Below are 24,143 nucleotides of genomic sequence, written 5' to 3'. Positions count from 1 at the left end.
TGCGCCGTTTTTTTATCTGCTCTCTGCCATGTGGCGCCGCCTGATCTACCACCCGGAAATCAACTACGCACTGCGACAAACGCTGGTGTTGTGCCTGCCGGTGCTGTTCGGCTTGTTAATAGGCCAGCTGCAGCTCGGCCTGATGTTCTCTCTGGTGCCCGCCTGCTGCAATATCGCCGGTCTGGACACGCCGCATAAGCGCTTCTTTAAACGGCTGATCGTCGGCGGCTCGCTGTTCGCCTTCAGCAGCGTGCTGCTGCAACAGGCACTGCTGTGGCACGTGCCGCTGCCGGCGCTGATGCTGGGCCTGGCGCTGCTGCTCGGCGTCACCGGCGAAATCAGCCCGCTGCACGCCCGGCTGTTGCCGGCGGCGCTGGTGGCCGCCATTTTCGCCCTCAGCACGGCCGGCACGGTACCCCTCTGGCAGGCGCCGCTGCTGTACGCGATCGGCACCGTCTGGTACGGCTTATTCACCTGGTTCTGGTTCAAGCTGTGGAAAGAACAGCCAATGCGCGAGACGCTCAGCCAGCTCTATCTGGAGCTGGCTGACTATTTCGAAGCCAAATACTCGTTGCTGACCCAGCACACCGATCCGCAAACCGCGCTGCCGCCGCTGCTGGTGCGCCAACAAAAGGTGATGGATCTGATCAGCCTTTTATACCAACAGCTCAATTTCCTGCCGCACGCCAACAACCTCGAACAAAAGCGCCTGCAGCGCGCCTTTCAGGTGGCGATGGATCTGCAGGAGCACATCACCGTCAGCCTGCATCTGCCGGAGGAGGTGCAAAAACTGGTGGAGCAGAGCCAGGCCGAAGCGATCATTCGCCGCAACGCTCAGGTGATCGCCGGCCGGCTGCGCGTGGTGGCGCACGATATTCTCTACCATCAACATTCGAAGCGCTTCTCCATGAGCCACGAACTGGCGGCGCTGGAAAAAATGGCGGCGCAGCATCCCGATAACCCGGTCGGCCAGTTTTGTTATTACCACTTCAGCCGCATCGCTCGCCTGCTGCGCACCCAGCATCCGCTGTACCGCCGCGACCTGATGCCCGGCCAGCACCGCCTGCCGTTTTGGCCGGCGCTGGCCAGCTATCTGTCGTTCAAATCCACCGCCCTGCGCAACGCCGCGCGGCTGGGGGTGACGCTGGCGGTCGGCAGCAGCCTGGGTGCGGTCTTCAACCTGCCGAAGCCATACTGGATCCTGCTCACCATCATGCTGGTGAGCCAAAACGGGTATAACGCCACCCGGGTGCGTATTCAGCACCGTGCGCTGGGCACGATTGCCGGACTGTTGCTGGCGGCCGGGCTGTTGCAGCTGCAGCTGCCGGAAGGAGAAACGCTGAGCATCATGCTGGTGATCACGCTGCTGGCCTACCTGGTTTCGCGCAAGAACTACGGGCTGTCGGTGATTGGCTTTACGGTCACGGCGGTTTACACCCTGCAACTGCTGGCGCTGAACGGCTCGCATTTTCTGGTACCGCGCCTGATCGATACGCTGATAGGCTGCGTGCTGGCGTTCGGCGGCACCATTTGGCTGTGGCCGCAGTGGCAAAGTGGGCTGCTGCGCAAGAATGCCCATCAGGCGCTGGAAAACGATCAAGCCGCGCTGCGGCTGATGCTGAAGCAACCGGAACCGGACGCCACCGCATTGGCCTATACCCGCATGCAGGTCAACCAGGCGCACAACGCGCTGTTCACCTCACTCAATCAGGCGATGCAGGAACCGGGGTTCGCGTCGAATTATCTGGCGGACATGCGGCTGTGGGTCACGCACAGCCAGTTCATCGTCGAACACCTGAACGCCATGACCATTCTGGCGCGCGAGCACTACATGCTGACGCCGAAACTGGCGGAAGCCTATCTGCAAACCTGTGAAATCGCGCTGCAAAGCTGCCAGCAGCGGTTGGAATACGACGGCCCGAGCAGCGGCAACAGCGGCATCATGCAGCCACCGGATCTGCATCCGGAGATGCCCGTCACCGAGATGGAACGTCATTTGCGCCGCATCCTGTCGCACCTGAACGTGATGCATACCATTTCGTCGCTGGCCTGGCGCCAGCGCCCACACCACGGCATCTGGCTCAAGCGCAAACTGCGCGATCAATAAGGGCGCGGCATGCCGCGCCCCGTCATGCGCCGCACGGGCTTCAGGCGTTGATCACATCCTGCACCGCCAGCTCGAACAGCGCCATGCCGGCCTCGATATCCTGCAGCTCCACCACCAGCGACGGCGCAAAACGGATCACGTTCGGCCCAGCGTTGAGGATCATCAGCCCACGCGCGGCGGCGGCGGTGAGGAAATCGCGCGCTCTGCCGTGATAATGCGGCGTCAGTTCGGCGCCGATCAGTAACCCCATGCCGCGAATGGCGGTAAAAATACCGTATTTATCGCCGATATCCTGCAAAACCTGCAAATACAGCGCGTGGCGCTGTTCGATGCCGCTCAGCACTTCCGGCGTATTGATCACATCCAACGCCGCCTCCGCCACCGCGCAGGCCAGCGGGTTGCCGCCGTAGGTAGTGCCGTGGGTGCCCACCTGCATCACCGACGCAATCTCTTCGGTGGTCAGCATGGCGCTCACCGGGAAGCCGCCGCCCAGCGCCTTGGCGGTGGTGAGAATGTCCGGCGTCACGCCATAATGCATATAGGCGAACAGCTTGCCGCTGCGCCCCATGCCGCTTTGCACTTCGTCGAACACCAGCAGCGCCTGATGTTGGTCGCACAGTTTGCGCACGCCTTTGAGGAAGCCGGCGTCGACCGGCGTAATGCCGCCCTCGCCCTGAATCGGCTCCATCACCACCGCGCAGGTGTGGTCGTCCATCACCGCTTTCACCGCCGCCAGATCGTTGAACGGCACGTGCACGATGTCGGCCGGCTTCGGCCCGAACCCGTCGGAATATTTGGCCTGCCCGCCCACCGACACGGTGAACAGCGTGCGGCCGTGGAACGCGTTATAGAAAGCGATGATTTTGGTTTTATAGGGGCTGTGGCGGGTGATGGCGTAATGACGCGCCAGTTTGAACGCCGCTTCGTTGGCCTCTGCGCCGGAGTTGGCGAAGAACACCCGATCGGCGAAGGTGGCGTCGATCAGTTTGCTCGCCAGGCGCAGCGCCGGTTCATTGGTAAAGACGTTGCTGGTATGCCACAGAGTCTCACCCTGACGTTTGAGCGCCTCGACCAGCGCCGGATGGCAGTGCCCCAGCGCCGTCACCGCGATGCCGCCGGAAAAATCGATGTACTCTTTTCCCTGCTGATCCCAGACCCGGCTGCCTTGGCCGCGCACCGGCACAAACTGGGCCGGTGCATAAACAGGCAGGATCACCTGGTCAAAGGTGCTGCGGCTCACTGCGGATTTTTCAGTCATTTTCGGCTCCACCCTGAAGGTTTTTCAGCGCTATCGTAATGTTAGATTGAAAACATAATCACGAAATATGCATAAAAAACCAATCAAGCGCAAACGCAAAACGCCTGACGAGCGAAAAAAACGCATCGGGATTAACGGTTGAGGAAGTTATCCAGCAGCTGATGGCCCTGCTCGCTGAGCACGCTTTCCGGATGGAACTGCACCCCTTCCAACGCCAAAGCGCGGTGGCGGATGCCCATGATCTCGTCGCGCACGCCGTCGCGTTCGCTCCAGGCGGTCACTTCAAAACAGTCCGGCAGCGTATCGGCTTTCAGCACCAGCGAGTGATAGCGGGTCACGGTCAGCGGATCGTTCAGGCCGCGAAACACGCCGACGCCCAGATGGCGAATGGCCGAAGTTTTGCCGTGCATCACCGCGCGGGCGCGCACCACCTCGGCGCCGAACGCCTGCCCCAGCGCCTGGTGCCCCAGGCACACGCCAAGGATCGGCAGTTTGCCGGCGAAATGACGAATGGCGGCCAGCGAGATACCCGCTTCGTTCGGGGTGCAGGGGCCGGGGGAAATCACCAGATGCTGCGGCGCCAGCCGCTCGATATCGGCCAGCTGCAGCTCATCGTTGCGCTTCACCACCACCTCGGCGCCCAACTCGCAGAAGTACTGGTAAAGGTTATAGGTAAAGGAGTCGTAGTTATCGATCAGCAGCAGCATGTCAGGTCCGGCAGAGAAAAACGCCGCCATAGTTTACTGATTTAACCCGCCGCTGCCGACGATAATTTCCGCTTACTTTTTACGGCCGCCGGTGATCGAGCCCAGCACGCCGCGCAGGATCTGGCGGCCGAGATCGCGCGCCATGCTCTTGGCGGCGGTCTGGACGATGCCGTCGCGCTTGCCGCCGCGAGGGCCGGTGGAACCGAACAACAGCTCGTTCAAACCATCCATCAGGCCGCCGCCCGCCTGCTGTTGTTGCTGTTGCGTCTGCGGTTGTTGCCCCTGCTGCGGGGTGCCGATGGTGGCGAAACCGCCCGACGACAGCTTCTCGTAGGCGGACTCGCGGTCAATCATGTCTTCATAGCGGCCATACAGCGGCGACTTGTTAATCGCGCTGTTCAGCCCTTCCGCGCCGAGCATGCCCATCTTGGATTCCGGCGCGATGACCATCGCCCGCTCCACCACGTTCGGCCGGCCCTTTTCGTCGAGGAATGACACCAGCGCTTCGCCCACGCCCAGCTCGGTGATCGCCGTTTCGGCATCGAAGGCCGGGTTGGCGCGCAGGGTTTGCGCCGCCGTCTTCACCGCCTTCTGATCGCGCGGGGTAAAGGCGCGCAGCGCATGCTGCACGCGGTTGCCCAACTGGCCCAGCACGCTGTCCGGGATGTCCAGCGGGTTCTGGGTGACGAAGTAAATGCCGACGCCTTTGGAGCGGATCAGACGCACCACCTGTTCAATCTTGGTCAGCAGCGCCGCCGGCGCATCGTTGAACAGCAGGTGCGCTTCATCGAAGAAGAACACCAGCTTCGGCTGTTCAGGGTCGCCCACTTCCGGCAGGTGCTCAAACAGCTCGGCCAGCAGCCACAGCAGGAACACCGAATACAGCTTCGGCTGATTGATCAGCTTGTCCGCCGCCAGCAGATTGATCACGCCGTGGCCGTTGGCGTCGGTTTTCATCAGATCGTTGATGTCCAGCATCGGCTCGCCGAAGAACTGGTTGGCCCCCTGCTCTTCCAGCGTCAACAACCCGCGCTGAATGGCGCCGATAGAGGCGGCAGAGATATTGCCGTACTGGGTTTGGAATTGTTTGGCGTTGTCGCCGACGAACTGCACCATGGCGCGCAGGTCTTTCATGTCCAGCAGCAGCAGCGCATTGTCATCGGCGATTTTGAACACCAGCTGCAGCACGCCGCTTTGCACCTCGTTCAGATCCAACAGGCTCCCCAGCAGCAGCGGCCCGAGATCGGAAATGGTGGCGCGGATCGGGTGACCCTTTTCACCGTAAATATCCCACGGGATAATGGTGCAGGCCTGCGGTTGCCAGTCGGTGACGCCAATCGCCGCCAGGCGCGCCTGCAGTTTTTCGGAAGGCACGCCCTCGGCGCCGATGCCGGACAGATCGCCCTTCACATCCGACAGGAACACCGGCACGCCGATGCGTGAGAACTGTTCGGCCATTTTCTGCAGCGTCACCGTCTTGCCGGTGCCGGTTGCCCCGGTGATCAAGCCGTGGCGGTTGGCCAACGCCGGCAAAATCACCAGATCCTGTTCCGGTTTTCCGTCTTTCATCGCCTTGGCGATAATCCGTGGTTCACTCATTTTCTGTTCCTTTGACGCTGACCGCAGCGCGAAACGCGCCTGTTGATGCAATAAAGCTATAAGCGCCGCGTAACCCCGTCAAGGACAAACAAAAAGGGCGCCGTCGGGGCCTGATGAATTCAGATTGCGCTTAGCGTCAGAGCGTCTTTGCTTGAACAATAAAGCACCAGTGTTATAGTGAGCATTACGCTGTATATACGAGGTAAATACCATGTCTGAATCTACCGTGGTAATCCGCGTGGATGACGAGTTAAAAACCGCTTTCGCCAGCGCGGCAAAGGCCGCCGATCGCACGGCTTCGCAACTGCTGCGCGATTTCATGCGCGAGTTTGTCAGCCGCCAGGCGCAGCAGGAAGAGTACGACCAGTGGTTAAAGGAAAAGGTCGAGGTGAGCCGCAAGGCGTTGCGTGAAGGCAAGTTCGCCGACGATGAAGAGGTGGCTGCTTATTTCGCCGAACGCAGAGCTAAATCAACGCAATAAAACACAAAAGGACTTTTGTGAAACTGACATGGACGGTACCCGCCATCGCCGATCGTCTGGCGATTTATGAATGGTTGGAACTTAAAAATCCGGCCGCCGCCGCAGAAAATGATGCAAAAATCGCTGACGCGGCGGCACGCCTCGTGCATCATCCCACCAGCGGGAAAACGGGTCGGATAGCCGGCACGCGCGAGTTGGTCATCTCCCCGTCCTATCTGTTGGTCTATGAATTGGCGGCTCAACGCGTCATCATATTGGCCATCGTGCATACTCGCCGCCGGTGGCCGCCGGCATAGTCATCCCCGCAGCCCCAGTTGCTCCTTCAGCGCTTTCAAATAGCGCCGGCTGACCGGCACCGGATCGCCGGCGGACATGATCATCTCTGCCGCACCGCCCTCTTCGAAGCGGATCTCGCGCACCTGCTCCAGGTTGACCAGATACTGCCGATGGCAGCGCACCAGCGGCGTACGGCTTTCCAGCGTGCGCAGCGTCAATTCGGTGAAACACTCCATGCCGTCGCGGCGCACCACGAATACCCCGCTCAGCTTGGAACGGATCGCCAGCACTTCATCGAACCGCAGCAGATAGATGCGGCTGTGGCCGGTGCAGGGAATGTATTTCAGGTAACCGGCGCTCTCATCCAGCACCGCCACGTCCTGCGGCGCACTGCGCTGCCGCAGGCGTTGCAGCGTCTTGCTCAACCGCTTCGGCTCCGCCGGCTTCAGCAGATAATCGAAGGCGTGCTCCTCGAACGCCTGCACCGCGTATTCGTCGTAGGCGGTCAGAAACACGATGTGCGGCATACGGTTGGGATCCAGCATGCCGACCATTTCCAGCCCGCTGATGCGTGGCATCTGGATATCGAGAAACACCACGTCCGGCTGCAGCCGATGGATCTGGCTGATGGCTTCGATGGCGTTGGCGCACTCGCCGATAATCGAGATCCCCGCCTCGGCCTCCAACAGATGGCGCAGGTTGTCGCGCGCGGAAGGTTCATCGTCAACAATCAGTGCATTTAACATCAGGCTGCCCTCTCCATAGGGACATTAAGCGTAATGCGGGTGTAGGCGTCCGGCCGGCAATCCACCTGCACGCCATAGCCTTCGCCGTAGCGCACGCGAATGCGTTTATCCACCAGGTTCATCCCCAGCCCGCTGCAGTTCGGTTTCGGCTGGAACAGCCCGGCGTTGTCCGTCACCTGCAACAGCAGATGCTCGCCTTCGCAGCAGGCGCCGATTTCGATACGGCCCACGCCCAACAGATGCGAGGTGCCATGCTTGATGGCATTCTCGACGATCGGCTGCAGCGAAAACGCCGGCAGCCGCGCCGCCAGCAGCGCCTCCGGCAGCGATACCGCAATCTCCAGCCGATCGGCGAAGCGCGCTTTCTCTATCTGCAGGTAGGCGTTCACATGTTCAATTTCGTCCGCCAGGCTGACTTCGTCATCCGAACGTTTGAGGTTTTTACGAAAGAAGGTCGAGAGGGACTGCACCAGATCGCAGGCGCGCTCGCCATCGCGGCGGATCACCGCCACCAGGGTATTCAAGGCATTGAACAGGAAATGCGGATTGACCTGCGCATGCAGCAGCTTGATCTCCGACTGCGCCAGCAGCTGCTTGTGGCGCTCGTACTGTCCGGCCATGATCTGCGCCGACAGCAGGCTGGCGATGCCTTCGCCCAGCGTACGGTTGATGGTGCTGAACAGCTGGCTTTTCGGTTCATACAGCTTGATGGTGCCGATGACCCGCTGGTTTTCGCCGCGCAGCGGGATCACCAGCGTCGATCCCAGCTTGCAGGCCGGATTGATCGAGCAGCAGTAAGAGAGCTGATTGCCGTCGGCGTACACCACCTCGTTGTTGTCGATGGCGCGATGCGAATGCACCGAGGCGATCGGCGTGCCCGGCAGGTGGTGATCGTCGCCGATGCCGATAAACGCCAGCAGCTTGTCGCGATCGGTGATCGCCACCGCGCCGATGCCCAGCTCCTGATAAATCACCCGGGCGACCTTCATGCTGTTTTCCTGATCAAAGCCCTGCCGCAGGATGCCCTCGGTGCGCTCGGCGATCTTCAACGCCTTGGAAGAGAAAGCGCTGGTGTATTTCTCGAACATCGCGCGCCTGTCCAGCAGGATTTGCATAAACATCGCCGCGCCGACGGTATTGGCGATCATCATCGGCAGCGCGATGTGTTCCACCAGCTGCAACGCCTCGTTATAAGGGCGCGCCACCGCCAGAATGATCGCCATCTGCAGCACTTCCGCCACCAGCGCCACGCCGCCGACGAACAGCGGATTGAACAGCAGCTCGATGCGCCCCCGGCGCATGGCGATGCTGTGTACGATGCCGCCGACCAGCCCTTCGGACACCGTGGAGATCGCGCAGGCCACGTCGGTCATGCCGCCGAGCGTATACCGGTGCAGACCGCCGGTCAGCCCGACCAGAAAGCCCACCGACGGCCCACCCAGCAGCCCGCCCAGGACCGCGCCTATCGCACGGGTGTTGGCGATCGAATCCTGAATATGCAGCCCGAAGTAGGTGCCCATGATGCAGAACACCGAGAAGATCACGTAGCACAGCAGCTTGTGCGGCAAGCGAATGGTCACCTGCATCAGCGGAATGAACAGCGGGGTTTTGCTCAGCAGATAGGCGATAACGAGATAGACGCACATCTGCTGCAACAGCAACAGCACCTGGTTAAATTCATACATGGCAGCAACTCATCCAGAGACAACAAGGGGCGAACGCCGGATTTCCGGTCTGGTTATTGTCTGCCGATTAGAGCATGGGGCGCGGGAGAAAACAGTGATGAAGGCAAGGCTTCGGGAGGAAGGACGGCCGACCCCGGCGGGATCGGCCAAAAAATTTACGGCAGCACCTTGGCCGACAGAATCACCACCGGCTTGGTCGGCACATTCTGGTAAGGGCCGACGTTGCCGGTCGGCACCTGAGCGATCTTGTCCACGACGTCCATGCCTTTCACCACTTTGCCGAACACCGCGTAACCGAAGTCGCGCTGGCCGTGATCCAGGAAGGCGTTATCCGCCACGTTCAGGAAGAACTGGCTGGTGGCGCTGTCCTTGTCGGCGGTGCGCGCCATCGAGATGGTGCCGCGCAGGTTGCGCAGGCCGTTGTCGGCTTCGTTCTTGATCGGCGCCTTGGTGGATTTTTGCTGCATGTCAGCGGTGAAACCGCCGCCCTGGATCATGAAACCCGGGATCACGCGGTGGAAAATGGTGTTGTTGTAGTACCCGCTGTTCACGTAATCGACAAAGTTCTGGGTGGAAACCGGTGCCTTCTGGCTGTCGAGCGCCAATTCGATATTCCCCGCCGAGGTCGTCAGCATGACATGGGTCTCACCGGCGGCGAGTGCGGCTGGTGCCACTGCGGACAGGGAACACAGCGCGACGAAGGTCACTAAAGTACGTTTGAACATTAACGGGTCCTTTCTCTGAGAGACAAACAACGGAAAAGCGCTTTGATTCTAAAGAGCTGTATCGGCAAGTGCCAGCCATTTACCTATATTTACCCAATTACGGGACATATCCTAGGCGGCCCTGAATTTTGCTGCGGAAAGTATGGGCGCAGAAGGCTTTTTTGCCAACCGCATCACGCATTTTTTGCCCCGTGCCGCCCCGGGGCGGTTTTTGCGATCTGCCTCCCAGTTTGCACACGCATTGTCGTTACTCTATATAAATGAGAGCGCTCTCATTATAAAAAGAACGGATATTGAAGCATCCCACGGCGGCATCGCCGCGCAACCCCTGGAGAAATGACGTGAGTGAATTGATGACTGAAGTCAGCCCCGAGTTTGAAAGCACCATCATGGAACTGCTGGTGTTCTCCGGCAGCGCGCGCAGCAATGCGTTGATGGCGTTGCGACAAGCGCGCGCCGGCGACTTCGCCGCCGCAGCCAAACACATGGCCGAATCCAAAGAGTGGGTGAAGAAAGCGCACCTGATCCAGACCGAGCTGATCGGCCTGGACGAAGGCTGCGGCAAGCTGGCGATCAACCTGATCACGGTACATGCGCAGGATCATCTGATGAACGCCATGGTGATCCAGGATCTGGCCGACGACATGATCGAGCTCTATCGCCGTCAGTCGCTGACGGAGGGCCGCCCATGAGCACGCTCAAAATCGCCGTGATTGGCGGCGGCAGCAGCTACACTCCCGAGCTGGTCGATGGGCTGATCCAGCGCATCGAGGAGCTGCCGGTCACCGAACTGGCGCTGGTGGACGTCGAGCCAGGCCGCCAAAAAGTGGAAACCATCGCCGCCCTGACGCGCCGCATGCTGGCGCGCCACGGGCTGGAACAGGTGAAGGTCAGCGTGCACTTCGCGCTGGACGACGCCATTTGCGGCGCCGCTTTCGTGCTGACCCAGTTCCGCGTCGGGCAACTGCCGGCGCGCGCCGCCGACGAACGGCTGGGCCTCAAATATCAGCTGCTCGGCCAGGAGACCACCGGCGTCGGCGGTTTCGCCAAAGCGCTGCGCACCATTCCGGTGATGCTGGATATCGCCCGTCGGGTGGAAAAGCTGGCGCCGGACGCCTGGATCATCAACTTCACCAACCCGGCCGGTATCGTCACCGAGGCGGTGTCTCGCTTTACCAAAGCGAAGATCATCGGCCTGTGCAACGTGCCGATCAGCATGCATCACATGATCGCCAACATGCTGCAGGCGCCTTACGCCGACGTGCAGCTGCGGTTCGCCGGTTTGAACCACATGGTCTGGGTGCATCAGGTCACGCAGCAGGGGCGCGACGTCACCGGCAAAGTGATCGACATGCTGTGCGACGGCGCGGCGCTGACCATGAACAACATCAAGGAAGAGCCCTGGCAGCCGGACTTCCTGCGCGCGCTCGGCGCGATCCCCTGCCCGTACCACCGCTATTTTTACCAGACCCGTGAGATGCTGGCAGAAGAGATGGCCGCCGCCGGCGAGCGCGGCACCCGCGCCGAGCAGGTGATGCAGGTGGAGAAAGAGCTGTTCGAGCTGTATGCCGATCCGCAACTGAACACAAAACCGGAACAGCTCAGCTTCCGCGGCGGTTCTTTCTATTCCGAGGTTGCGCTGGAGCTGATTCGTGCTATCCATAATAATCTCGGCACGCAATTAGTGGTCAACACCGCAAACCGCGGCGCAATCCATGGCCTGCCGGACGATGCTGTGATAGAAATCAACTGTATCGTCGATGCCCAAGGCGCGCATCCGCTGACGTTCGGCCCGCTGTCGGAGCCGATGCAGGCGCTGACGCAGCAGGTGAAAGCCTACGAACGCCTGACCATCGAGGCCGCGGTGCACGGCGATCGCCGCAGCGGCTTGCTGGCGCTGATCGCCAACCCGCTGGTGGGCAACGCCAATCTGGCGCAGCCGTTGCTGGACGAGGTGTTGACGATAAACGCGCCGTATTTGCCGCAGTTCAGGTAAGCGCCTGCGCGCGGTATGACAGGGGTTCGGCGCGCCGAACCCATTTTTTTAGCCGTAATCAGGAGTTGGACGATGGTGACACTGGAAGATGTCGCGGCGCTGGCGGGCGTATCGCGCGCCACCGTATCGCGGGTAGTGAACGGCGACAGCAACGTCAAGGCGCCGACCCGCGAGAAGGTTGAACGCGCCGTCGCCCAGCTCGGTTACACCCCCAATCCGGCGGCCCGCGCGCTCGCCTCCAGCCACAGCAATACCCTCGGGCTGGTGACCACGTCGTATCGCGGCGGCTTCTTCGGCGCGCTGATGGACTTCGTGCAAACCGAGGCCGAATCCCACGGCAAGCAGCTGCTGGTGACCCAGGGCCGCAACAGCGCCGAAAACGAATGGCAGGCGGTGCAGCGGCTGTTCAGCCTGCGCTGCGACGGCGTGATCCTGCACGTGCGTTTTCTCAGCGACGATCGGCTGCGCCAGCTGGCGGCGGAGCAACGTCATTTCGTGTTGCTCGATCGTCTGGTGCCGGGGCTGGAAGACCGCTGCGTCACCTTCGATCATCCGCTCGCCAGCCGCATGGCGACCCAGCAACTGCTCGATACCGGGCACCGGCGCATCGCCTGCATCAGCGGGCCGCGCGAGCGGCCGTCGAGCCGCCTGCGGTTGCAAGGGTTTGAAGAGGCGATGCAGGCGGCGAATATCGAGCCGGTGGCCTGTCTGGAGGGCGTTTACGATCTGGAAAGCGGTTACCGCTGCGCCGATCGCCTGCTGCAGCAAGCCGCACGGCCCAGCGCCATCTACTGCTGCAACGAAGAGATGGCGATCGGCGCGCTGCTGGCGATCAACGAGCACCGCCTGCGGGTGCCGCAGGATATCTCCTTGATCTGTTACGACAGCGGCGAACGCGCGCCTTTTGTACGCCCGGCGTTGAGCAGCGTATATTTTCCCATCAGCGAGATGGCCCAATACGCGGCGCGCAGGCTGATCGACCCCACCACCCCGGCGCACCAATTTGAACCGACGATCGTCAACCGTGATTCCATTGTGACGGTACGCAAATAGATCACAATAATGCGTACGCTCCCTTCATAGGTTGCATCAAAAAATCGACAACCATCACAAAAAATCCCGTTGTCTGTGCTAGGATCCGCCCCCTGGTGGCCTGATCGGGACTTTTTTCTGCGTTTGCCAGGAAAAGCCAGCGGCCTTATGCCAGCGTTAAAACCTCTAACAGACATATTCAGGCCTATACAATGAATGACAGTAACCGCATACGGCTTACCTGGATCAGCTTCTTTTCGTACGCGCTGACCGGTGCTTTAGTGATCGTCACAGGGATGGTGATGGGAAACATTGCAGAGTACTTTAATCTGCCGGTTTCCAGCATGAGTAACACCTTTACTTTCCTCAACGCCGGTATTTTGATTTCGATCTTCCTCAATGCCTGGCTGATGGAAATCATCCCGCTGAAGCGTCAGTTGATCTTCGGCTTTGTCCTGATGGTGCTGGCGGTCGCAGGGCTGATGCTCGGCAAGAGCCTGACCATGTTCTCGCTGTGCATGTTTATCCTTGGCGTGGTTAGCGGTATCACCATGTCGATCGGCACCTTCCTGATCACCCATATGTATGCCGGCCGCCAGCGCGGTTCGCGCCTGTTGTTCACCGATTCCTTCTTCAGCATGGCCGGGATGATCTTCCCGATCGTCGCCGCGATGCTGCTGGCTCGCCATATCGGCTGGTACTGGGTTTACGCCTGCATCGGCCTGCTGTACGTGGCGATCTTCGTGCTGACCCTGTGCTCCGAATTCCCGGTGCTGGGCAAGAAAGGCGCCGATGCCGGTCAACCGGTCGAGAAAGAAAAATGGGGCGTCGGCGTGCTGTTCCTGTCGATCGCCGCGCTGTGCTACATCCTCGGCCAGCTGGGCTTCATTCAGTGGGTGCCTGAGTACGCCACCAAGTCGTTCAACATGGACATCGGCCAGGCCGGTAAGCTGGTGAGCGACTTCTGGACCTCTTACATGGTCGGCATGTGGGTGTTCAGCTTCATCCTGCGCTTCTTCGATCTGCAGCGCATCGTTACCGTACTGGCCGCGCTGGCTACCGGCGCGATGTACCTGTTCGTCAGCACCGACAATCCGGAACACCTGGGCTACTACATCATGGCCCTGGGCTTCGTTTCCAGCGCCATCTACACCACGCTGATCACCCTCGGCTCGCTGCAGACCAAGGTCTCCTCGCCGAAGCTGGTCAACTTTATCCTGACCTGCGGCACCATCGGCACCATGCTGACCTTCGTGGTCACCGGCCCGATCGTGGCGAAAGGCGGCGCGCACGCGGCGCTGACTACCGCCAACGGCCTGTACCTGGCGGTGTTCGTGATGTGTCTGCTGCTGGGCTTCGTGACCAAGCACCGCAGCCACGGTCACGTGACGCACTGATTTCTTCGCATCAAATACATCAAGGGCGCCCGTAAGGCGCCCTTTTTTTGCGCCTTAGCGCCGAAAATCCACCGTCTCATCCTGCTGCAAATGCAGCGTGGTTTCCGCCGGCCGCGTTTCGGCGATCACCGCCCCCTGGCGAATCGAATAACGCACCGGCGTCTGGCGGCGCACCGCGTCGAAACCGCTTTCCGCCGGCAGGATCACCAGGTTGGCGCTGTTGCCGGCCGCCAGGCCATAGTCGCTGAGATTAAGGGTGCGCGCACTGTGGTGGGTGATCAGCTTCAGCCCATCGTCGATCTGGCCATAGCCCATCAGCTGGCACACGTGCAGCCCCATATGCAGCACCTGCAGCATGTTGGCGGTGCCGAGCGGATACCAGGGATCGAACACGTCGTCGTGGCCAAAGCAGACGTTGATCTCCGCCTCCAGCATCTCCTTCACCCGCGTCACGCCGCGCCGTTTCGGATAGCTGTCGAAACGCCCCTGCAGGTGAATGTTCACCAGCGGATTGGCGACAAAGTTGATGCCGGACATTTTCAGCAGGCGGAACAGCCGCGAGGCGTAAGCGCCGTTGTAAGAGTGCATCGCCGTGGTGTGGCTGGCGGTGACTTTCGCCCCCATCTCCAGCTTCAGCGCCAGCGCCGCCACGGTTTCGACGAAGCGCGATTGCTCGTCGTCTATCTCGTCGCAGTGCACGTCCACCAGCCGATCGTATTTTTGCGCCAGCGCGAACGCCTTATGCAGCGACTCCACGCCGTATTCGCGGGTGAATTCGAAGTGCGGAATGGCGCCCACCACGTCGGCCCCCAGCCGCAGCGCCTCTTCAAGCAGCGCTTCGCCGTTGGGATAAGAGAGGATCCCCTCCTGCGGGAAGGCGACGATCTGCAGCGTCACCCAAGGCGCCACCTCCTGTTTCACCTCCAGCATGGCGCGCAGCGCGGTCAGCGTAGGATCGGAAACGTCGACGTGGGTGCGCACATACTGCACGCCGTTGGCGATCTGCCACTTGAGCGTTTGCCAGGCGCGCTGCTTGACGTCTTCATGAGTCAACAGCGCCTTGCGTTCGGCCCAGCGCTCAATGCCCTCGAACAGCGTGCCGGACTGGTTCCAGGCCGGCTGACCGGCGGTTTGCGTGGTATCCAGGTGGATATGCGGTTCGACGAACGCCGGCAGCGCCAGCCCGCCCTGCGCATCCAACACGTCGCTGCGCCACTCCAGCCCTTCCGGTTGCGGCACCAGATGCGCGATGCGCCCCTGCTCGATCGCCAGTTGCCACAACCCTTCATGCCCGCTTAAACGCAGGTTATCGATAAACTTCAATGGACGTTTCGCCACCCTTCACCTCTGCCGTTGCGCTGGTTTTCTTCATCATACTGGCAGCGGATCGCGCTGACAAAGTCACCGTTTCATGCCTACCCCCTGCGTTTACTCCCTGCGGGGTAATTTGCATGCAAACTGACTCGCTTCAGCTAAAGGTGAATAAAATCCGCAACTTATCAAAAAACGTGAAAAATCATCCATATACCACGTTAGAGGTATATGGGAGTGTGATTGATTTGCATCAATAAATTGCTCATCGGGAGGGATAAGGTAAGCCTAGGAAACCCGAATTTTGAGGCAATAATGAGCAGAGTCAAACTTGCCGTCGTCGGCAATGGCATGGTCGGCCACCGGTTCATCGAAGATCTGTTGGATAAAGCAGACAAAGACCAATTCGACATCACCGTATTTTGCGAAGAACCGCGCATCGCTTACGATCGCGTGCACCTTTCCTCCTACTTCTCGCACCACACCGCCGAAGAGCTGTCGCTGGTGCGCGAAGGCTTTTACGAAAAACACGGCGTGAAGGTGCTGATCGGCGAGCGCGCTATCACCATCAATCGCGACGAGAAGGTCATCCACTCCAACACCGGCCGCACCGTCTATTACGACAAGCTGATCATGGCCACCGGCTCTTACCCGTGGATCCCGCCGATTAAAGGCTCGGATAGCCAGGACTGCTTCGTTTACCGCACCATCGAAGACCTGAACGCCATCGAATCCTGCGCGCGCCGCAGCGAGCGCGGCGCGGTAGTCGGCGGCGGGCTGCTGGGGCTGGAAGCCGCCGGCGCGCTGAAAAGCCTGGGGGTGGAAACGCACGTGATCGAGTTCGCTCCGGTGCTGATGGCCGAACAGCTCGACCCGATGGGCGGTGACCAGCTGCGCCGCAAGATCGAGCGCATGGGCGTCAAGGTACACACCGGCAAAAACACCCAGGAGATCGTCAACGGCGGCGGCACGGCGCGCAAAACCCTGCATTTCGCCGACGGCAGCCTGCTGGAAGTGGATTTCATCGTGTTCTCCACCGGCATCCGCGCCCAGGACAAGCTGGCGCGCCAGTGCGGGCTGGAGATTGGCCGCCGCGGTGGCATCGCCATCAACGACAGCTGCCAGACGTCTGATCCGGACGTGTACGCCATCGGGGAGTGCGCCGCCTGGCGCGATCGCACCTTCGGCCTGGTGGCGCCGGGTTACAAAATGGCGCAGGTGGCCGCCGATCACCTGCTGAACCGCGAAAACGGCTTCCAGGGCGCCGACATGAGCGCCAAGCTGAAGCTGCTGGGCGTAGACGTCGGCGGCATCGGCGATGCCCACGGCCGCACCGAGGGCGCCCGCAGCTACGTCTATCTGGATGAAAGCAAAGAAGTCTACAAACGCCTCATCGTCAGCGCCGACAACAAAACCCTGCTCGGCGCGGTGCTGGTGGGCGACACCAGCGATTATGGCAACCTGCTGCAGTTGGCGTTGAACGGCATCGCGCTGCCGGAAAATCCGGACGGCCTGATCCTGCCGGCCCATGCGGGCAGCAAACCGGCCATCGGCGTGGATTCGCTGCCGGAAAGCGCGCAGATCTGCTCCTGCTTCGACGTCAGCAAAGGCGACATCATTCAGGCGGTCAACAAAGGCTGCCACACCGTGGCGGCGCTGAAGGCCGAAACCAAGGCCGGCACCGGCTGCGGCGGCTGCATCCCGCTGCTCACCCAGGTGCTGAACGCCGAGCTGAGCAAGCAAGGCATCGAGGTCAACCATCACCTGTGCGAACACTTCGCCTATTCGCGCCAGGAGCTGTTCCACCTGATCCGCGTCGAAGGCATCAAGTCGTTCGAGGCGCTGCTGACCAAATACGGCAAAGGCTACGGCTGCGAAGTCTGTAAGCCAACCGTCGGCTCGTTGCTGGCTTCTTGCTGGAACGAGTACATCCTCAAGCCGCAGCATACGCCGCTGCAGGATACCAACGACAACTTCCTCGGCAATATCCAGAAAGACGGCACCTATTCGGTGATCCCGCGCTCCGCCGGCGGCGAAATCACCCCGGACGGCCTGCTGGCCATCGGCCAAATCGCCAAGGAGTACAACCTCTACACCAAAATGACCGGTTCGCAGCGCATCGGCATGTTCGGCGCACAGAAAGACGACCTGCCGGCCATCTGGCGCAAGCTGCTCGCCGCCGGCTTTGAAACCGGCCACGCATACGCCAAGGCGCTGCGCATGGCGAAAACCTGCGTCGGCAGCACCTGGTGCCGCTACGGCGTCGGCGACAGCGTCGGCTTCGGCGTCACGCTGGAACACCGTTACAAAGGCATCCGCACCCCGCACAAAATGAAGTTCGGCGTCTCGGGCTGCACCCGTGAATGCGCCGAAGCGCAGGGCAAGGACGTCGGCATCATCGCCACCGAGAACGGCTGGAACCTGTATGTCTGCGGCAACGGCGGCATGAAACCGCGCCACGCCGATCTGCTGGCCGCCGATCTCGATCACGAGACCCTGGTGCGCTACCTCGACCGCTTCATGATGTTCTATATCCGCACCGCCGATAAGCTGCAGCGCACCTCGGTGTGGCTGGAGAGCCTGGAAGGCGGCATCGATTACCTGCGCAAGGTGATCGTCGACGACAAGCTCGGCATCAACGCGCAGTTGGAAGCCGAGATCGCCCGCCTGCGCGACGCGGTGGTCTGCGAATGGAAAGAGACCGTCGAGCACCCGGAAACGCAGCTGCGCTTCGCCCACTTCATCAACAGCCCGCTGCGCGATCCGAACGTGCAGGTGGTGGCCGAACGCGACCAGCACCGCCCGGCGCGCCCGGACGAGCGCATTCCCGTCACCCTGATCGATACCGAGGAGAGTCACGCATGAGCCAGTGGATTACCGTTTGTCCCGTCACCGACATTCTGCCCGGCACCGGCGTGTGCGCCCTGATCGGCGATCGGCAGGTGGCGGTGTTCCGCCCCTATGCCGACGAACAGGTGTTCGCCATCAGCAATATCGACCCGTTCGCCCAGGCCAGCGTGCTGTCGCGCGGCCTCATCGCCGAACATCAGGGCGAATTGTGGGTCGCCAGCCCGCTGAAGAAACAGCATTTCCGCCTGTACGACGGCCACTGTCTGGAAGATGACAGTCGTTCCGTCACCAGCTTCACCAGCCGGGTGGTCGACGGCATCGTGCAAGTCGCGGCATAACCTTTCGGGAGGCAACATGTTTACCGATACGATCAACAAATGCGCCGCCAACGCGGCGCGCATCGTCCGCCTGGCGAAGGAGAGCCCGCTCGGCTTTTGGATCAGTTCGGCGATGGCGGGCGCCTACGTCGGCCTCGGCATCATCCTGATCTTCACCCTCGGCAACCTGGTCGACCCAAGCATACGGCCGCTGGTGATGGGCGCCACCTTCGGCATCGCGCTGACGCTGGTGATCATCGCCGGTTCCGAGCTGTTCACCGGCCATACGATGTTCCTGACGCTCGGCGTCAAGGCCGGCACCATCCGCCAAAGCCAGATGTGGGCGGTGCTGCCGCAAACCTGGCTCGGCAACCTGCTCGGCTCGGTGCTGGTGGCGCTGATGTATTACTACGGCGGCGGCAGCCTGCTGCCGGTGGATACCAGCCTGGTACACAGCGCCGCGTTGGCGAAAACCATCGCGCCGGCCGAGGTGCTGTTCTTCAAGGGCGTGCTGTGCAACTGGCTGGTTTGTCTGGCGATTTGGATGGCGATCCGCGTTGAAGGCGCCGCCAGGTTCATCGCCATTTGGTGGTGCCTGCTGGCCTTTATCGCCTCGGGTTACGAACACTCCGTCGCCAACATGACGCTGTTCGCCCTCTCCTGGTTCGGCAACCACAGCGAGGCCTACACCCTCGCCGGCATCGGCCACAACCTGCTGTGGGTGACGCTGGGCAATATCCTTTCCGGCTCGGTGCTGATGGGCCTGGGGTATTGGTACGCCACGCCGCGCGCCGAACGCCCGCAGGCGGCGAAAGCCGCCGCACGTCAGACCGCCTGAGTTTTCGGGGGCGCCTTTCGCCCCCACCCTGATGACCCCGAGGAGTGCCGATGGATTACCTGCCGATTTTCTGCCAACTGCAACACAAAGCCTGCCTGCTGGTCGGCGGCGGCGAAATCGCCGAACGCAAAGCGCGCCTGCTGCTGGACGCCGGCGCGGCGCTGACCGTCAACGCCCTGGACTTCACCCCGCAGTTCCGCCAATGGGCGGAAGAAGGCCTGGTGACGCTGGCCGAGGGCGAATTCAGCCCGAGCCTGTTGGCGGAAAAATGGCTGGTGATCGCCGCCACTGACCGGCTGGAGGTCAACGCGCGGGTGTACCAATGCGCCAACCAGCAGCGGGTATTCTGCAACGTGGTCGACGACCCGAAACGCGCCAGCTTTATCATGCCGTCGATTATCGATCGTTCGCCAATCATGGTGGCGGTGTCCTCCGGCGGCAAAGCGCCGGTGTTGGCGCGGCTGCTGCGCGAGAAGCTGGAAGCGATGTTGCCGCAGCACCTCGGCAAGCTGGCCCAGCTGGGCGGCTCGCTGCGGCAGCGGGTAAAACAACGCTTCAGCGGCCTCGGCGCACGCCGTCGCTTCTGGGAACGGTTGTTCGCTCACGATCGGCTGGCGCAATCGCTGGCCAACGGCGACGCCGCGCTGGCCGAACGCCAGCTCGAGCAACTGTTCAGCGAACAGCCGGCAGATCGCGGTGAAGTGGTGCTGGTCGGCGCCGGGCCGGGCGATGCCGGTTTGCTGACGCTGAAAGGGCTGCAACAGATCCAGCAGGCCGACGTGGTGGTTTACGACCGGCTGGTCTCCGAAGAGATCATGGCGCTGGTGCGCCGCGACGCCGAGCGCATCTTCGTCGGCAAACGCGCCGGGCACCACTGCGTGCCGCAGGAACAGATCAACCAAATTCTGCTGCAGCAAGCGCTGCAAGGCAAACGCGTGGTACGACTGAAGGGTGGCGATCCCTTTATCTTCGGCCGCGGCGGCGAAGAGCTGGAGACGCTGGCGGACGCCAACGTGCCGTTCTCGGTGGTGCCGGGCATTACCGCCGCCTCCGGCTGTTCCGCCTACAGCGGCATCCCGCTCACCCACCGCGACCATGCGCAGAGCGTCCGCCTGGTGACCGGCCACGCCAAGGCCGACGGTGGATTGGACTGGGCGACGCTGGCCGCCGGGCAACAGACGCTGGTGTTCTATATGGGGCTGTCGCAAGCGGCGGAAATCCAGCGCCGGCTGATCGCGAACGGACTGCCGGCCGCCACGCCGGTGGCGCTGGTGGAAAACGGCACCTCTTGCCGCCAGCGGGTGATCGAAGGCGAGCTCCACCAACTGGGCGCCTTGTCCCTGCAGGCCGCCAGCCCCAGCCTGATCATCGTCGGCAGCGTGGTCAGCCTGCGCAGCAAGCTCAATTGGTTCGCCAGCGAGGAATCGCCCGCCAGCCTGGCGCAAATGGCATAATACCGACGTAAAAAAAGCGGCCTTAGGCCGCTTTTTTATTTGCGCCGGCGTTACGCCTGCGGCGGTACGAAACCGACGGCCTGATAGACCTTCGCCAGCGTTTCCTGCGCGCGTGCGCGGGCCTTGGCGGCGCCGTCGCGCATCACCTGCTGCAGATAGGCTTCGTCGTTGCGGAAACGGTGGTAGCGCTCCTGCAGCTCAGCCAGCATGCCGGAGACGGCTTCCGCCACCGCGCCTTTCAGGTGGCCGTACATCTGGCCTTCAAACTCGGCTTCCAACTGCGCGATGCTCTTGCCGGTCACGCCGGCGAGGATATCCAACAGGTTGGAGACGCCCGCCTTGTTGACCACGTCGTAACGCACGACAGGCGGCTCTTCCGAGTCGGTCATTGCGCGTTTGATCTTCTTGGTCACCGCTTTCGGATCTTCCAGCAGGCCAATCACGTTGTTGCGGTTGTCGTCCGACTTGGACATCTTCTTGGTCGGCTCCTGCAGCGACATCACGCGCGCGCCGGATTTAGGAATAAACGGCTCCGGCACTTTGAACACTTCGCCGTACAGCGCGTTGAAACGCTGGCCCACGTCGCGGCTCAGCTCCAGGTGCTGTTTCTGATCTTCGCCCACCGGCACCTGGTTGGTTTGATACAGCAGGATGTCTGCCGCCATCAGCACCGGATAGCTGAACAGCCCGGCGTTGATGTTCTCCGCGTAGCGCGCGGATTTGTCCTTGAACTGCGTCATGCGGCTCAGTTCGCCGAAATAGGTGTAACAGTTCAGCACCCAGCTCAGCTGCGTGTGCTCAGGCACGTGCGACTGCACGAAGATGGTGCTTTTTTCCGGATCGATACCGCAGGCCAGGTACAGCGCCAGCGTATCCAGCGTGGCCTTGCGCAGCTTCTCGGCGTCCTGGCGCACGGTGATGGCATGCAGATCGACGATGCAATAGATGCAGTCGTAGTCGTCCTGCATCTGCACCCACTGACGCAGCGCACCCATGTAGTTGCCGATGGTCAGTTCGCCGGACGGCTGCGCGCCGCTAAATACGATGGGCTTACTCATGTTTAAATTTCCTGATTCTCTAAAGATGACAGCCCAAGAGCGGGCAACAAATCGGCGAAGCGCTCCAACACCCGATCGGGGTGGCTCAGGGCGATCGATTCGCCGTAGTTATAACCGTAGGTAAAGCCGACGCTCGGGCAACCGGCGCCCTGCGCGGCTTGAATATCGTTGCGTGAGTCGCCGACGAACAGCAGTTCATGCGCGCGCAGGCCAAGCTTGCCGAGCACCAGGTACAACGGCGCCGGGTGCGGTTTCTTTTCCGTCACGTCGTCGCCGCCGATCACCAGCGAGAAATAGTCGCCAATGCCCAACGATGCCAGCAGCGGCGCCACGAACGGCGTCGGCTTGTTGGTCACCAGCGCCATCGGGTAACCGTGCGCGGCCAGGCGGGCCAGCGTCTCTTGCACCTGTGGGAACAGACGGCTGCCGCTGTCGACGGTCTGCGCGTAGAAATGGTCGAAGCGTTCACGCAGCCGGCTGCACTGCTCCGGCGAGCCTTCCGCCTCCGCCCAACGCAGCGCGCGCTGCACCAGCACGTCGGCGCCGTTGCCGATCCAGGTGCCGACCCGCTCCTCACCCGCTTGCGGCAGGCCCGTCTCTTCCAGCGCCATATCGATGGCGGCCGCCAGACCCGGCGCGCTGTCGACCAGCGTGCCGTCCAGATCGAAGGCCAATGCGCGGATCGCGCCGAAATCAGCCATGGGTAACCTTCGCCAGCTCGCTGCGCATTTCGTCAATCACCTTGCGGTAGTCCGGCTGGCCAAAGATGGCGGAACCGGCGACGAACATATCGGCGCCTGCGGCGGCGATTTCGGCGATGTTATCCACTTTCACCCCGCCGTCGACTTCCAGGCGGATATCGCGACCGCTGTCGTCGATCAGTTTGCGTACCTGGCGCAGCTTGTCCAGAGTGCCGTGGATAAACGACTGGCCGCCGAAGCCCGGGTTGACCGACATCAGCAGGATCACGTCAATTTTATCCATCACGTAATCGAGGTAGCTTAGCGGCGTCGCCGGGTTGAACACCAGGCCGGCCTTACAACCGTGCTCTTTGATCAGCTGAATGGTGCGATCGACATGTTCGGAAGCTTCGGGGTGGAAAGAGATATAAGACGCGCCGGCCTTGGCGAAATCTGGCACGATGCGATCTACCGGCTTGACCATCAGATGCACGTCAATCGGCGCGGTAATGCCGTAGTTGCGCAGCGCTTCGCACACCATCGGACCGATGGTCAGATTGGGCACGTAGTGGTTGTCCATGACGTCGAAGTGCACCACGTCGCCGCCTGCGGCCAGCACGTTAGCGGTATCTTCACCTAACCGGGCAAAATCTGCCGACAGAATGGACGGGGCAATCAAAAACTTTTTCATCCGCTTCTCCAAACGTAGGGTCGAGTTGTTATGCGCCGGGGTGCCCCCGGCTTAGCGATACAGCGCCAAAAGCTCATTCACTTTGCTGCGGCCGAGAATATTGCGGCTGATCGTGCGGCGCGCTTTCACCACATACAGCGCAGCATGCTGGTACCAGTCGCGCGTCAGCTCGGTATCGTGATTGGAGATCAATACCGGTACCTGGCTCTCTACCGAGAGCTGGTGCGCCAGATGCGCCAAACTCTGCTGATCGGCGATGCTGAAGCTGTTGGTGTGGTAAGCGGTGAAATTCGCCGTCGCCGACAGCGGCGCGTAAGGCGGATCGCAATACACCACGGCACCGGCCACGGCCTTCGCCATGGTATCGCGGTAATGCTCGCAGACAAAAGTGGCATTGCGCGATTTTTCGGCAAACCAGTACAGCTCTTCTTCCGGGAAGTACGGTTTCTTGTACCGGCCAAACGGCACGTTAAACTCGCCGCGCAGGTTATAGCGGCACAGGCCGTTATAGCAGTGACGGTTCAGGTACAGGAACAGCAGCGCCCGGCGGTAAGGCTCGGTGCTAGTATTGAACTCTTCTCGCAGCAGGTAAAACTGATCCGAGTTATTGAATTCATCGGCGAAAAGCGTGCGGGCATCGCGCACGAAGTCATCCGTGCGCAGCTTAACGATGTTATACAGGTTGATAAGATCGCTATTGATGTCGGCGAGAATGTAGGCGTCGTAATCCGTATTCAGAAAGACGGATCCCGCACCCACGAAGGGCTCGATTAAGCAGTCTCCCGCCGGCAGATGGCGACGAATCTCATCTACCAGCGGGTATTTTCCACCAGCCCATTTTAAAAAAGCGCGGTTTTTCTTCATGCCGTCAATTAGCTACTTATACAATTCAGAGCGGCGGATTGTACTCTGTTTCAGACAGCACATCAGCGCAC

22 protein-coding genes are annotated in these 24,143 nt (G+C 61.2%); 11 read left to right on the top strand and 11 right to left on the bottom strand.

Features of this window, described 5'->3' with window-relative positions:
* Window positions 1-28: 28 nt before the first annotated feature.
* Window positions 29-2,107, top strand: coding sequence for a YccS/YhfK family putative transporter (locus MMS95_RS17270; protein ID WP_242142004.1), 2,079 nt, complete (start codon window positions 29-31; stop codon window positions 2,105-2,107).
* Between the two features lie 40 nt (window positions 2,108-2,147).
* On the opposite strand, the gene MMS95_RS17265 is transcribed toward MMS95_RS17270, so the two are convergent.
* The 3 genes from MMS95_RS17265 to MMS95_RS17255 all read right to left on the bottom strand — a co-directional run bounded on the left by MMS95_RS17265 (window position 2,148) and on the right by MMS95_RS17255 (window position 5,671).
* The gene (locus MMS95_RS17265) at window positions 2,148-3,365 is read right to left on the bottom strand and encodes an aspartate aminotransferase family protein (protein WP_156866449.1); all 1,218 of its coding nucleotides are present in this window, start codon (window positions 3,363-3,365) and stop codon (window positions 2,148-2,150) included.
* Window positions 3,366-3,496: 131 nt separating this feature from the next.
* Window positions 3,497-4,072 carry an aminodeoxychorismate synthase component II gene (locus MMS95_RS17260; RefSeq protein ID WP_033631932.1) on the bottom strand — a complete coding sequence of 192 codons (576 nt, stop codon included), beginning with the start codon at window positions 4,070-4,072 and terminating at the stop codon, window positions 3,497-3,499.
* A 72-nt stretch (window positions 4,073-4,144) separates the two neighbouring features.
* Window positions 4,145-5,671 (bottom strand): helicase HerA-like domain-containing protein, encoded by a 1,527-nt coding sequence (locus MMS95_RS17255; RefSeq protein WP_156866448.1) that lies wholly within the window; start codon window positions 5,669-5,671, stop codon window positions 4,145-4,147.
* Between the two features lie 211 nt (window positions 5,672-5,882).
* On the opposite strand from MMS95_RS17255, the gene MMS95_RS17250 reads away from it, so the two are divergent.
* Window positions 5,883-6,152, top strand: a complete 270-nt coding sequence (locus MMS95_RS17250; RefSeq protein WP_004930356.1) for a hypothetical protein — start codon at window positions 5,883-5,885, stop codon at window positions 6,150-6,152.
* Between the two features lie 17 nt (window positions 6,153-6,169).
* Window positions 6,170-6,448, top strand: a complete 279-nt coding sequence (locus MMS95_RS17245) for a type II toxin-antitoxin system RelE/ParE family toxin (RefSeq protein WP_015379287.1) — start codon at window positions 6,170-6,172, stop codon at window positions 6,446-6,448.
* On the opposite strand, the gene btsR is transcribed toward MMS95_RS17245, so the two are convergent.
* From btsR to ppiA, 3 genes are all read right to left on the bottom strand, one after another.
* Window positions 6,449-7,174, bottom strand: coding sequence for a two-component system response regulator BtsR (gene btsR, locus MMS95_RS17240; RefSeq protein WP_103086230.1), 726 nt, complete (start codon window positions 7,172-7,174; stop codon window positions 6,449-6,451).
* Window positions 7,174-8,859, bottom strand: coding sequence for a sensor histidine kinase (locus MMS95_RS17235; protein WP_004930349.1), 1,686 nt, complete (start codon window positions 8,857-8,859; stop codon window positions 7,174-7,176). Before MMS95_RS17235 ends, btsR begins: the two co-directional genes overlap by 1 nt.
* 155 nt (window positions 8,860-9,014) lie before the next feature.
* On the bottom strand, window positions 9,015-9,584 hold the full coding sequence (gene ppiA, locus MMS95_RS17230; RefSeq protein WP_015379288.1) for a peptidylprolyl isomerase A: 570 nt from the start codon (window positions 9,582-9,584) through the stop codon (window positions 9,015-9,017).
* Between the two features lie 353 nt (window positions 9,585-9,937).
* On the opposite strand from ppiA, the gene MMS95_RS17225 reads away from it, so the two are divergent.
* The 4 genes from MMS95_RS17225 (at window position 9,938) to tsgA (ending at window position 14,009) form a co-directional block, all read left to right on the top strand.
* Window positions 9,938-10,276: a PTS lactose/cellobiose transporter subunit IIA gene (locus tag MMS95_RS17225; RefSeq protein ID WP_004930342.1), complete on the top strand. Its 339-nt coding sequence runs from the start codon at window positions 9,938-9,940 to the stop codon at window positions 10,274-10,276.
* Window positions 10,273-11,580, top strand: coding sequence for a 6-phospho-beta-glucosidase (locus tag MMS95_RS17220; protein ID WP_156866446.1), 1,308 nt, complete (start codon window positions 10,273-10,275; stop codon window positions 11,578-11,580). Before MMS95_RS17225 ends, MMS95_RS17220 begins: the two co-directional genes overlap by 4 nt.
* A gap of 72 nt (window positions 11,581-11,652) precedes the next feature.
* Window positions 11,653-12,633 (top strand): LacI family DNA-binding transcriptional regulator, encoded by a 981-nt coding sequence (locus tag MMS95_RS17215; protein WP_242142002.1) that lies wholly within the window; start codon window positions 11,653-11,655, stop codon window positions 12,631-12,633.
* 191 nt (window positions 12,634-12,824) lie between these two features.
* The gene (tsgA, locus tag MMS95_RS17210) at window positions 12,825-14,009 is read left to right on the top strand and encodes an MFS transporter TsgA (protein ID WP_033631923.1); all 1,185 of its coding nucleotides are present in this window, start codon (window positions 12,825-12,827) and stop codon (window positions 14,007-14,009) included.
* A gap of 54 nt (window positions 14,010-14,063) precedes the next feature.
* Here tsgA and MMS95_RS17205 read toward each other — a convergent pair whose 3' ends face one another.
* A complete protein-coding gene (locus MMS95_RS17205) occupies window positions 14,064-15,347 on the bottom strand; it encodes a cytosine deaminase (RefSeq protein ID WP_171454876.1) in 1,284 nt (427 codons plus the stop codon).
* Between the two features lie 288 nt (window positions 15,348-15,635).
* On the opposite strand from MMS95_RS17205, the gene nirB reads away from it, so the two are divergent.
* From nirB to cysG, 4 genes are read left to right on the top strand one after another with little or no spacing between them, the layout of a single operon-like run.
* The gene (gene nirB / locus MMS95_RS17200) at window positions 15,636-18,185 is read left to right on the top strand and encodes a nitrite reductase large subunit NirB (RefSeq protein ID WP_242142001.1); all 2,550 of its coding nucleotides are present in this window, start codon (window positions 15,636-15,638) and stop codon (window positions 18,183-18,185) included.
* A complete protein-coding gene (gene nirD, locus MMS95_RS17195) occupies window positions 18,182-18,508 on the top strand; it encodes a nitrite reductase small subunit NirD (protein ID WP_242141999.1) in 327 nt (108 codons plus the stop codon). Before nirB ends, nirD begins: the two co-directional genes overlap by 4 nt.
* A gap of 16 nt (window positions 18,509-18,524) precedes the next feature.
* Window positions 18,525-19,325, top strand: coding sequence for a nitrite transporter NirC (gene nirC, locus MMS95_RS17190; protein ID WP_082997492.1), 801 nt, complete (start codon window positions 18,525-18,527; stop codon window positions 19,323-19,325).
* A gap of 50 nt (window positions 19,326-19,375) precedes the next feature.
* Window positions 19,376-20,779 carry a siroheme synthase CysG gene (cysG, locus tag MMS95_RS17185; protein WP_160125954.1) on the top strand — a complete coding sequence of 468 codons (1,404 nt, stop codon included), beginning with the start codon at window positions 19,376-19,378 and terminating at the stop codon, window positions 20,777-20,779.
* Between the two features lie 50 nt (window positions 20,780-20,829).
* On the opposite strand, the gene trpS is transcribed toward cysG, so the two are convergent.
* From trpS to dam, 4 genes are read right to left on the bottom strand one after another with little or no spacing between them, the layout of a single operon-like run.
* Window positions 20,830-21,837, bottom strand: coding sequence for a tryptophan--tRNA ligase (gene trpS / locus MMS95_RS17180; protein WP_242141996.1), 1,008 nt, complete (start codon window positions 21,835-21,837; stop codon window positions 20,830-20,832).
* Between the two features lie 2 nt (window positions 21,838-21,839).
* Window positions 21,840-22,538, bottom strand: a complete 699-nt coding sequence (locus MMS95_RS17175; protein ID WP_033631918.1) for a phosphoglycolate phosphatase — start codon at window positions 22,536-22,538, stop codon at window positions 21,840-21,842.
* Entirely contained in the window at window positions 22,531-23,208 is a 678-nt protein-coding gene (rpe, locus tag MMS95_RS17170) for a ribulose-phosphate 3-epimerase (protein ID WP_004930320.1), read from the bottom strand. Before rpe ends, MMS95_RS17175 begins: the two co-directional genes overlap by 8 nt.
* Window positions 23,209-23,259: 51 nt before the next feature.
* Window positions 23,260-24,072, bottom strand: a complete 813-nt coding sequence (dam, locus tag MMS95_RS17165) for an adenine-specific DNA-methyltransferase (protein ID WP_004930319.1) — start codon at window positions 24,070-24,072, stop codon at window positions 23,260-23,262.
* Between the last annotated feature and the right edge of the window lie 71 nt (window positions 24,073-24,143).

The sequence above is a fragment of the Serratia sp. PGPR-27 genome (assembly GCF_022678525.1).
Lineage (GTDB): Bacteria > Pseudomonadota > Gammaproteobacteria > Enterobacterales > Enterobacteriaceae > Serratia > Serratia nematodiphila.
This window is presented reverse-complemented; position numbering and strand designations above follow the sequence as displayed.

What these genes read in the sequence shown, in the direction of transcription:
- MMS95_RS17260 (WP_033631932.1), bottom strand. Translation starts at nt 4,072, where the DNA reads ATGCTGCTGCTGATCGATAACTACGACTCCTTTACCTATAACCTTTAC.
- ppiA (WP_015379288.1), bottom strand. Translation starts at nt 9,584, where the DNA reads ATGTTCAAACGTACTTTAGTGACCTTCGTCGCGCTGTGTTCCCTGTCC.
- cysG (WP_160125954.1), top strand. Translation starts at nt 19,376, where the DNA reads ATGGATTACCTGCCGATTTTCTGCCAACTGCAACACAAAGCCTGCCTG.
- nirC (WP_082997492.1), top strand. Translation starts at nt 18,525, where the DNA reads ATGTTTACCGATACGATCAACAAATGCGCCGCCAACGCGGCGCGCATC.
- MMS95_RS17270 (WP_242142004.1), top strand. Translation starts at nt 29, where the DNA reads ATGTGGCGCCGCCTGATCTACCACCCGGAAATCAACTACGCACTGCGA.
- MMS95_RS17265 (WP_156866449.1), bottom strand. Translation starts at nt 3,365, where the DNA reads ATGACTGAAAAATCCGCAGTGAGCCGCAGCACCTTTGACCAGGTGATC.
- trpS (WP_242141996.1), bottom strand. Translation starts at nt 21,837, where the DNA reads ATGAGTAAGCCCATCGTATTTAGCGGCGCGCAGCCGTCCGGCGAACTG.
- tsgA (WP_033631923.1), top strand. Translation starts at nt 12,825, where the DNA reads ATGAATGACAGTAACCGCATACGGCTTACCTGGATCAGCTTCTTTTCG.
- dam (WP_004930319.1), bottom strand. Translation starts at nt 24,072, where the DNA reads ATGAAGAAAAACCGCGCTTTTTTAAAATGGGCTGGTGGAAAATACCCG.
- MMS95_RS17220 (WP_156866446.1), top strand. Translation starts at nt 10,273, where the DNA reads ATGAGCACGCTCAAAATCGCCGTGATTGGCGGCGGCAGCAGCTACACT.
- btsR (WP_103086230.1), bottom strand. Translation starts at nt 7,174, where the DNA reads ATGTTAAATGCACTGATTGTTGACGATGAACCTTCCGCGCGCGACAAC.
- MMS95_RS17215 (WP_242142002.1), top strand. Translation starts at nt 11,653, where the DNA reads ATGGTGACACTGGAAGATGTCGCGGCGCTGGCGGGCGTATCGCGCGCC.
- nirB (WP_242142001.1), top strand. Translation starts at nt 15,636, where the DNA reads ATGAGCAGAGTCAAACTTGCCGTCGTCGGCAATGGCATGGTCGGCCAC.
- MMS95_RS17255 (WP_156866448.1), bottom strand. Translation starts at nt 5,671, where the DNA reads ATGAGTGAACCACGGATTATCGCCAAGGCGATGAAAGACGGAAAACCG.
- MMS95_RS17235 (WP_004930349.1), bottom strand. Translation starts at nt 8,859, where the DNA reads ATGTATGAATTTAACCAGGTGCTGTTGCTGTTGCAGCAGATGTGCGTC.
- MMS95_RS17225 (WP_004930342.1), top strand. Translation starts at nt 9,938, where the DNA reads ATGACTGAAGTCAGCCCCGAGTTTGAAAGCACCATCATGGAACTGCTG.
- nirD (WP_242141999.1), top strand. Translation starts at nt 18,182, where the DNA reads ATGAGCCAGTGGATTACCGTTTGTCCCGTCACCGACATTCTGCCCGGC.
- rpe (WP_004930320.1), bottom strand. Translation starts at nt 23,208, where the DNA reads ATGAAAAAGTTTTTGATTGCCCCGTCCATTCTGTCGGCAGATTTTGCC.
- MMS95_RS17250 (WP_004930356.1), top strand. Translation starts at nt 5,883, where the DNA reads ATGTCTGAATCTACCGTGGTAATCCGCGTGGATGACGAGTTAAAAACC.
- MMS95_RS17175 (WP_033631918.1), bottom strand. Translation starts at nt 22,538, where the DNA reads ATGGCTGATTTCGGCGCGATCCGCGCATTGGCCTTCGATCTGGACGGC.